General features: G+C 61.4%; 5 protein-coding genes and 1 pseudogene. 2 read left to right on the top strand and 4 right to left on the bottom strand.

Going from position 1 to position 6,659, the window contains the following annotated elements; translation table 11 throughout:
• Nucleotides 1-369 precede the first annotated feature (369 nt).
• Both OZ411_RS42300 and OZ411_RS42295 read left to right on the top strand, forming a co-directional pair.
• A complete protein-coding gene (locus OZ411_RS42300; protein WP_282532711.1) occupies nucleotides 370-1,272 on the top strand; it encodes an NAD-dependent epimerase/dehydratase family protein in 903 nt (300 codons plus the stop codon).
• A gap of 7 nt (nucleotides 1,273-1,279) precedes the next feature.
• Nucleotides 1,280-1,452, top strand: a pseudogene (locus OZ411_RS42295) (ABC transporter substrate binding protein); the annotation flags it as partial.
• Nucleotides 1,453-1,549: 97 nt separating this feature from the next.
• Here OZ411_RS42295 and OZ411_RS42290 read toward each other — a convergent pair.
• From OZ411_RS42290 to OZ411_RS42275, 4 genes are all read right to left on the bottom strand, one after another.
• Complete coding sequence (locus tag OZ411_RS42290) at nucleotides 1,550-2,395, bottom strand: carbohydrate ABC transporter permease (RefSeq protein WP_282532710.1); 846 nt, start codon at nucleotides 2,393-2,395, stop codon at nucleotides 1,550-1,552.
• Nucleotide 2,396: 1 nt separating this feature from the next.
• A complete protein-coding gene (locus OZ411_RS42285) occupies nucleotides 2,397-3,257 on the bottom strand; it encodes a sugar ABC transporter permease (RefSeq protein WP_282532709.1) in 861 nt (286 codons plus the stop codon).
• A 68-nt stretch (nucleotides 3,258-3,325) separates the two neighbouring features.
• Nucleotides 3,326-4,363, bottom strand: coding sequence for an ABC transporter ATP-binding protein (locus OZ411_RS42280; protein ID WP_282532708.1), 1,038 nt, complete (start codon nucleotides 4,361-4,363; stop codon nucleotides 3,326-3,328).
• Nucleotides 4,364-4,497: 134 nt separating this feature from the next.
• Complete coding sequence (locus OZ411_RS42275; RefSeq protein WP_282532707.1) at nucleotides 4,498-5,679, bottom strand: extracellular solute-binding protein; 1,182 nt, start codon at nucleotides 5,677-5,679, stop codon at nucleotides 4,498-4,500.
• Between the last annotated feature and the right edge of the window lie 980 nt (nucleotides 5,680-6,659).

The following is a 6,659-nucleotide window of genomic DNA, read 5'->3' as shown; positions in this document are numbered from 1 at the left end:
AAATCCAACATCGTGCGGCAGCATCGCCCGATTCTCAATCAACCGCCAGTGGACGGAATTTGCGACAGGGAGAGGTCATTGAAGCCACTGTCGAGCGCCAAAACTCAGGAGACTATGCTACCAGACGGCCGCGTCGAGCTGCGCATCGAGCACGCTGTTCTTTGCGGCGTTACTGCGCGCATGGTGGTGTGGTGGTGGCGCTGTCGCGGAGCACCAAGATCGATCGCATCGGGAACAACGCCGCGATCTTCGACTTTGAGCTTTCATCGGAAGAGATGGCAACAATCGGCGCGCTCACGCGACCGGGAAGCCGAATTATCAGCCCTTCCGGTCTTGCACCGGACTGGGGGCATGTAGGGAGCAACAGGCATGAACATCTTCCTGACCGGCGCCAGCGGCTTTATCGGCGGCACCGTCGCCCTCCGGTTGAAGGCATCGGGCCATCGGATCCGCGGCCTGGTGCGGTCGCCGGAGAAGGCGGCGCGGCTGCAGGCGCTCGGCATCGAGCCGGTGCTCGGCGATCTCTCGGACACTGCGCTGCTGGCGCAGGAGGCGAAGTCGGCGGATGCGGTGATCAATGCCGCCAGCTCCGACGATCGGTCCGCGGTCGACGCCTTCCTTGAAGCCCTCGCCGGCAGCGGCAAGCCGTTCCTGCACACGAGCGGCACCAGCGTGGTGGCCGACGACGCCCGCGGCGACTGGGCCTCGGACCGGATCTATGACGAGGACACGCCGATTGAGCCGGTGCCGGGCAAGGCGGCGCGCGTCGCCATCGACCGGCTGATCATCGGCGCCGCCGGCGGCGGTTTACGGTCCGTCGTCCTGTGCAACAGCCTGATCTACGGCACCGGTCGGGGGCTGCACCCCGACAGCGTGCAGATCCCGACCCTGGTCGCACAGGCGCAGCAGACCGGCATCGTCCGCAATGTCGGGCGCGGCCGGAACATCTGGTCGAACGCGCATGTCGAGGACATGGCCGAGCTCTACGCGCTGGCGCTGGACCGCGCCCCGGCCGGTGCCTTCTACTATGTCGAGAACGGCGAGGCCTCCTTCGCCGAGGCCGCAGCGGCGATCGCCCGGCGCCTCGGTCTCGGCGCGCCGCAGCCCTGGCCGATCGACGACGCCATCGGCGCGCTGGGCTTCGGCCACGCCGTCTATTCGCTGGGCTCGAACAGCCGGGTGCGTGGCAGGCGCGCGCGGGCGGAGCTGGATTGGTCGCCCAAGCACGCTTCGTTGACCGGCTGGATCGAGAACGAAATGCCGGTGCGCTGATGCGCCCCTGCGTCGCGCCGCTGTCTTCGTCGATAAGATTTTCAAGGGTGCGAAGCCTGCCGACCTGCCGGTCGAGCGGCCGACCAAGTTCGAGTTGATCATCAACTTGAAGACCGCAAAGGTGCTTGGTCTCACCGTGTCACGATGCTGCCCTCCCGCGCCGACGAGCCGATCGAATAGAGCTGCTTGCTGCGGTGCATGGGCTGGAAATGGCACTTTTGCGAAGTGCCAACCGGCTCTGACCGTGCATGCTAAGGCGCAGCACGAAAATGGCCGATTATTTGACCGCGCCGCCTGTGATGCCGCTGATGAAGCGGTCCAAAAAGAGATTATAAGCGATCGCCACCGGGATGCTGGAAATGAGCGCCGCGCCCATCAATTCGCCCCAATAAAAAATATCTCCGCGGATCAAATCCGTCGCGACTCCCAAAGTAACAGGCTTCTCGCTGGAAGAGGAGATGAAGGTCAGCGCGTACACGAATTCCTGCACCGTTAGCGTGAACGCAAAGATCACTACGGTCAGAATGGCAGGTACCGAAAGAGGAAGGACCGTTTTCACGAATGCCCCCACGACAGTGCAGCCGTCGACAATTGCGGCCTCCTCGATCTCTCGCGGCACCGACTTGAAGAAGCCCATGAGCAGCCAGGTGCAGAACGGGATGGTGAAAGTCGGGTAGACGACGACAAGAGCCCACATGCTGTCCTGCAATCCGAGCAACGTAACGACTCGTGCTAGAGGCAGGAACAGAAGCGTCGGCGGCACCAGATAGGTCAGGAAGATACCGATGCTCAGATTTTCGCCGCTACGACCCGGCATGCGCGCTAGTCCATAGCCGGCTGGCAGGGCCACGAGAAGAGTGATCGCCACGACACAAAGCCCGATGAGGGCGGAATTGGACAGCCATTGCACGAATAGCGTGTCTTCAAACAAATACTTGAGATGCTCGAGCGTCGGCGGCGCGTTGAACCAATAAGGGATGGACTTGAGATTGTAGAGGTCGCCGTCAGTTTTGAAAGTGGTGATCAGCATCCAATAGAAGGGAAACGCGGCGAATACAACCAAAGTAACCACCGCGGCATAAAACGAACTCTGCCCAACTACTTTTCCGGCAAGGCGCGGCATGTCAAATCTCCCGCCGCCGCAGCGACCGCAAGAGAAAGATCACCGCGACCAAGAGGAAGGGGAACAGGAACAAACAAATGGCCGCCCCGTGAGCGACATCGCCCGAGAGGATGCCCACCTGAAACGCCAGCGAGCCGAGCACCTGCGTGCTGTTGATCGGTCCGCCCTTCGTCAGCAAATAGACGACGCTGAGATCCGTGAAGGTGAACACGGTGCCAAAGATCACAGCGATCATGATGATCGGGGCGATGATTGGCAGGATGATCTGATAGTTGCGCCGCCAGAAGCCCGCACCGTCGATCGTGGCGGCATCGAGCACATCCTGCGGCACCGACGTGAATCCGGCAAGGAAGATCACGACGCCGAAAGGAAATAACCGCCAGGCATGCACGACCGCCACGGCAATCATCGCCAAATCTTCTTGCCCCAGCCACTGTGGCCGGTTTGCCGCATCGATCAATCCTACCGCGATCAGCGTCCAGTTGATGACGCTATAGAGCGAGTCGAACATCCACACCCAGGCCAGCGTCGCCAGTGACACCGGTACTGCCCAGGGCAGAACGATAAGCGCACGGGCAAGCCGGCGCCCCGGGAACTCCTGCATGAGGAGCATAGCGCCGATCTTGCCCAGCAGCAGGCCGATGATTTGGGCACTGATCGTGAAGATGAGGGTGTTGGCCAGCGTCCGCCGGAAGATCTCGCTGTCGATGACCTCGCGAAAGTTCTTCAACCCGACAAACGCGTAGCTCGGATTGAAGATGCTGTAGGCGCTGACGCTGTAATATAGGGCAAGTAGGAATGGCAGCCCGACGAGCACGACGACATAAAGGATCGCGGGGAGGATGAACAGCGGCCCGAGCACCTCGAGCCGATCGAACGTAAACCGCGATCGCGCCAGCCGACGGGGCGCGGCTGCCTCGGCGATCGCGCTCATCGAGCCTGCTCCTTTGGGCTGACGGTACACCGACCGTCCCGGTCGAAATAGCGCAGCTCGGCTTCCCGAACCGCAAATTTGTGCCATTCACCGGCGCGGATGCCAGACAGCGGAACGTGGGCCGGCAGCTTCGCCGTGACTTCGCGCTTCGCCTGGAAGCCATCCAACGCGCCGTACAAGATACGCTCCGATCCGAGATACTCCATGCGATCGATGCGGAAGGGCAGCTCGGAGAGAGCGGCTCCGTCAAGCATCTCCCGCGGGAGGAAATGCTCCGGCCGAAAGCCCAACAGTCCACCGTTATGCTCGACCAGGTTCATGGGCGGGGTGCCGAGGAAACTCGCGACAAAATCGTCGGCGGGGTGGTCGTAAATCTCGCTTGGAGTTCCGACTTGTCGGAGCTTGCCGTAGTCGATAACCGCGATGCGATCGCCCATGCCCATGGCCTCGACCTGGTCGTGCGTGACGTAAATGGTGGTCGTTCCCACCTTCTGCTGGAGCTGCTTCAGCTCACTGCGCGCGCTTGCCCGTAGCTTCGCGTCCAGATTGGACAGCGGTTCATCCAGCAGGAACACGGTTGGATTGCGTACGAGCGCGCGGGCCAGCGCCACACGCTGGCGCTCGCCTCCCGAAAGCTGGCGGGGACGCCGGTGAAGCAAGCGATCGATGCCGAGCAGGCCAGCCGCCCAATCGACCTTGCGCTTGATCTCGGGCCGCGGCGTACCCTGCGTCTTCAGCGGAAATGCAATGTTGTTGGCGACAGTCAGGTGCGGATAGAGGCCATAGCTCTGAAACACCATAGCGACGCCACGCGCGCGCGGCGTGATGTCATTGACGATTTCGTCGTTGATCAGGACGTCGCCGGACGTTTGCCGCTCGAGACCGGCGATGATCCTCAGGAAGGTGGTCTTGCCGCAACCCGATGGACCGAGCAGCACCAGAAACTCGCCGTCGCCGACTGATAAGCTGACACCATCGACGGCAGCGACGTCACCGAAATCCTTTCTGATGTCTTTGGCAACCACCGCGGCCATCTGGACTTCCTCCGTGCCTTGAGCAGTGACCTAAAGCCCTCCGCGGCCGGCAGGCTGCAATTGCCTTGCCCGATCGGTATCAACGTTTCGCGAGGCGAGCAGCTCTACCCGCCCGCCCCGCTGTTCGAATCGGTTCATACCGCCGACCATTTCTTGTAGATCAGCTCGATCTCTTTCTGCGCCCAGGCGACCGCTTCCTCTGGCGTCGCTTTGTCGGTCGCGGCCTTGGCCATCATGTCGACGAGGATGAAATTGTCCGCGACCTCGTCCGAGGCCGGTCCGGCCGGTCCCGGATAGCCATAAGTAGCGTGCCACTCATTGGCGGTCTCCAGCACCTGCAGCTTGTCGGCTGGGTGTGAGGTTGGGTCGTTTGACAAGATCGGCATGGGCTTGGGCAAGATGTTCTCGAACAGCGGATGATTGTAGCCCGTGCTCGCCTCGAAGGATGCAACCCAATTGTCAGTCCAGTAGTGCAGGAACTCGATTGCTGTGTCCTTGTTGCGCGCGAAACGCCAGACGACGTAGGAGTTGGGCGCTCCACTCGCCAGCCTACGCACAGAGCCGGCCGGCGTCTTCCAGACGTAGATCTTGTCGGCCAATTCGGGGCTGGACTTCTGTATCGACCGGTATGCGGAGATCGGGTTGTGAATCCATGATCCTCGACCGGACGCCAGATACCGGTTGTTGCTGGCATCGTCCCAGGACAAGACTTCCGGTTCCATGGCTTCTTTATAAAGGGCGCGAACCAGCCTCACGACCTCGAGCGTCTCTTTCGAGTTGAGGGTGACGCGCTTGCCCGTCTCGTCGCATTCAGACGCGCCATAGCTCCACAACATGCTGCGGTACGAGAGGTTCGGGTCGACGGAGTGCCCAAGCCCGATACCAATCGGGGTGCCCTTCGCCTTCAGCTTGGCCCCACCGACGCGGATATCTTCCCAAGTATCGGGTTTCATCCCGATCTCGTCCCACAGGTCCTTCCGGTAAAGGCCGGGGAACCGGATGTAGTAGGCCGGAAGGGCGCTCCAGACCTTCGTACCCTCGTTGTACGCGATCTGGCGACCGATCGGCTGGACCTTGCCGTGCTTCTTCTCCACCTCGCTGACGAGACTGGTGAGATCGACGACATGTTTTTCGTACAGGTGCGGGCCGCCCGATCCATTGAAGGCAAAAATGTCGTGTCCGGCTCCCGCAGAAATCTCGGCCGCGGCGCGCGCCGGTAGCTCCAGATGCGGGATGTGATCAACAGTTACGGTGACGCCGTTCTTCTTGCCCCACTCCGTTGCAAAACCATCGAACCATTTATCGTATTGCGGCACGAAATGGCTCCACTGGAGGATCTTGAGCGTCTTGGCCTGTGCAAGAGCGCTAGACACAAACGGCGACGAAACCGCCGGCGCCAGACCCGCAGCTCCAGCCGCGGCGCCCACCCGCTTCAAGAACCCGCGTCGTGTGACGGATGATGTGCAAATTTCTCGTTCTGACCGCATGTTTGTCTCCTCCTGACAAGTCGTCCTGGACAACCACATTGCAACGTGGAAGCCGCTTTTGCAGGCTGGCGCTAAAAATGCCTTAGCCTGCTTCCTCGACTGCGGTGGGCGCCAATGTATGTAAAAGCCTCGCCTCCTAGGTCGGCAGGCGCGCTGCAAAACTGGCCTCCTGGTTGGTCCGGCCCCCAGCTTGTCCAAAGACGGTTATTCAGGCCGCGATAGAATACGTCGATACCCGGGGCACACCCGTCATGGCAGCCGGCTCTGACCATAGCTCAACCGCGCCTGTGTCAGTCGGCGCGCTCCACCACTCCTGGGCGCGAGCCAAGCCGAGGCTAGGGATGGGTAACTAGCGATGGGAGCTACAGCACCTGCGTAACCCATCGTTTCTTCCTAACAGGGCAGGACGAGGTCACCCGGCAGTGCAAGTTGAAGTTATGGTACTCCTTCTTCCGCACGGCCACAAATATTCCTCTTTCAGCACCGCCATAAAAGAGAATGGCCGACGTAGGGGATACCCAGCCGAGCGAGATTGCTGCACTGCAGCCAACACGCACGCCGCGCGCCATTGGAGCGAGGGGGCGCAGGAACGTCGAAGCCCGTGATCTCCTCGCTCCGATCTACTGCTGGTCCACGGTTTCGGCACGCTCGACTCGAAGGAGGCGAAAATCTTACTCGACGCGGTGGCGCCATGGAGGACACTTATCGTCGCGAGGGCCGGAAGGGAAACGTCGGCTCTTGGCCCGTACGCGACTAGCCAGCCCCTCGGCCTCACGTCAACTCTTTGGGGTAGACCGGACTTGGTCGCG

This window comes from Bradyrhizobium sp. Arg237L (assembly GCF_029990105.1).
Lineage (GTDB): Bacteria > Pseudomonadota > Alphaproteobacteria > Rhizobiales > Xanthobacteraceae > Bradyrhizobium.
This window is presented reverse-complemented; position numbering and strand designations above follow the sequence as displayed.

What these genes read in the sequence shown, in the direction of transcription:
- OZ411_RS42300 (WP_282532711.1), top strand. Translation starts at nt 370, where the DNA reads ATGAACATCTTCCTGACCGGCGCCAGCGGCTTTATCGGCGGCACCGTC.
- OZ411_RS42290 (WP_282532710.1), bottom strand. Translation starts at nt 2,395, where the DNA reads ATGCCGCGCCTTGCCGGAAAAGTAGTTGGGCAGAGTTCGTTTTATGCC.
- OZ411_RS42280 (WP_282532708.1), bottom strand. Translation starts at nt 4,363, where the DNA reads ATGGCCGCGGTGGTTGCCAAAGACATCAGAAAGGATTTCGGTGACGTC.